Below are 1639 nucleotides of genomic sequence, written 5' to 3' on the forward strand. Positions count from 1 at the left end.
CCGCCGAACCCACCCGGAGCGCGAGCACCGCACCCTCCGCCGTCCCGTCCGCCGAGCCCACCCGGGCCCCGAGCCAGGTCGCCGTGGTCCCCAGCGGCGCCCCGGACACCGGTGTCACGACGGGGTCGAAGTCGTCCGACGACCTGACGACCACGCTGGCCGGCGGGGGAGCCGCCGCGCTGGTCGTCGGCGGCGGCGCCTTCGTCGTCGTACGGCGCCGGAGGACGACCGGCGTATGACCTCGCTCTCCAGGCGCGCCTTCGTCACCGCGGCGACGGCAACACTCCTCGCCGGCTGCGGCGGCGGGCACGGGACGACCTCGGCCGCGAACGCCCCTCAGCAGCAAGGGAGTTCGACGCCCTCCGGACCGTCCTCCGCGCCACCGTCCGCCAAGACGGCACACGCCCTCGCGCGTTCCGTCCCGGTCACCCTGCGCGTCCCGGCGATCGGGGTCGACACCCCGGTCATGCGGCTGGGGCTGGCCTCGGACGGCACCGTGCAGGTGCCGCCGATCACCGCGCACGACCGGGCGGGCTGGTACCGGCACTCGCCGACACCCGGCCAGACCGGGCCGTCGGTGATCCTCGGGCATGTGACCGTCGGCGCGTACGGGGACGGCGTCTTCCGCCGTCTCGCGAAGCTGCGCAAGGGCGACCGGATCGAGGCGGGCCTGGAGAACGGCACGACGGCCACGTTCACCGTCACCACCGTACGGACGGTAGCCAAGGCCGAGTTCCCGTCCGACGAGGTGTACGGGAACGTGGCCCGCCCCGAACTGCGTCTCATCACCTGCGGCGGGACCCGCACCGGCACGGGATACCTCGACAACGTGATCGTCTTCGCCACGCTGACCGGCTGAACTCCCGTACCCCGCACGTACTGTGCACGTCACGACCATGGAGAGCGTTGAAACGGTCCCGCGAGAGGGCAGCGTCCGAACTGTTCGCCGCCGTCTACCCGCGCCTCGCCGGCTGGTGCCGCCGTCTCGTCGACGACGACGAGACGGCGCACGAGATCGCCTCCGAGGCGTTCACCCGGCTCTGGGCCCGGTGGACGAAGGTGACGGAGCCCCGCGGCTTCCTCTACGTCACCGCGGCCAACCTCGTCCGGGACCACTGGCGCAAACTGGAGCGCGAACGCCGGGCCGTGCGCCGCGCCACCACGGAGGAGGCGGTCCGCCCACCCACCGAACAGGAAGACCCCTCGGTACGGCTGCTCGTGCAGTCCCTGCCTGAACGACTGCGCGTCCCGATCCTCCTGCACTACTACGCTGACATGCCGATCCGGGAGGTGTCCGTGCTGACCGGACGCAAGGAAGGAACCATCAAGGCCGACCTCCACGCGGCCCGCGAACTGCTCCGCGCCCACCTGAGGAGAAGCCTTGACCACACACTTTGACGGGGGAGACGAGGGCCCGGACATCGACCCCGACGACCCCCTCACGGTCATCCTGCGCCCCTCCTCCGAGTACCTCGGCCCACCCCCCGGCCGCTACGAGTCGATCCGCCGCGGCGCGAACCGCCGCCGCCTGCTCCGCGCGACGGTCGGCGCCGGCGCGACCTGCGCGGTGATCGTCCTCGCGGCCCTCCCGTTCCGCCTGGCCCACCACGACGCTCCTACGACCCCCACGGTCCCGCTC

The 1639-nt window shown here is 72.8% G+C and carries 2 protein-coding genes and 2 pseudogenes; all 4 read left to right on the top strand.

Annotation, left to right across the window (positions count from 1 at the left end; genetic code table 11):
* Nucleotides 1-239 (top strand): annotated as a pseudogene (locus AC31A1_RS51095) (sortase-dependent protein); the annotation flags it as partial.
* Nucleotides 236-859, top strand: coding sequence for a class F sortase (locus AC31A1_RS51100; RefSeq protein ID WP_489659864.1), 624 nt, complete (start codon nucleotides 236-238; stop codon nucleotides 857-859). The pseudogene AC31A1_RS51095 and the gene AC31A1_RS51100, both read left to right, overlap by 4 nt.
* 47 nt (nucleotides 860-906) lie before the next feature.
* Nucleotides 907-1398 carry an RNA polymerase sigma factor gene (locus AC31A1_RS51105; protein WP_366490236.1) on the top strand — a complete coding sequence of 164 codons (492 nt, stop codon included), beginning with the start codon at nucleotides 907-909 and terminating at the stop codon, nucleotides 1396-1398.
* Nucleotides 1382-1639: pseudogene (locus AC31A1_RS51110) on the top strand (hypothetical protein); the annotation flags it as partial. The gene AC31A1_RS51105 and the pseudogene AC31A1_RS51110, both read left to right, overlap by 17 nt.

The organism is Streptomyces sp. P5F9 (assembly GCF_057961495.1).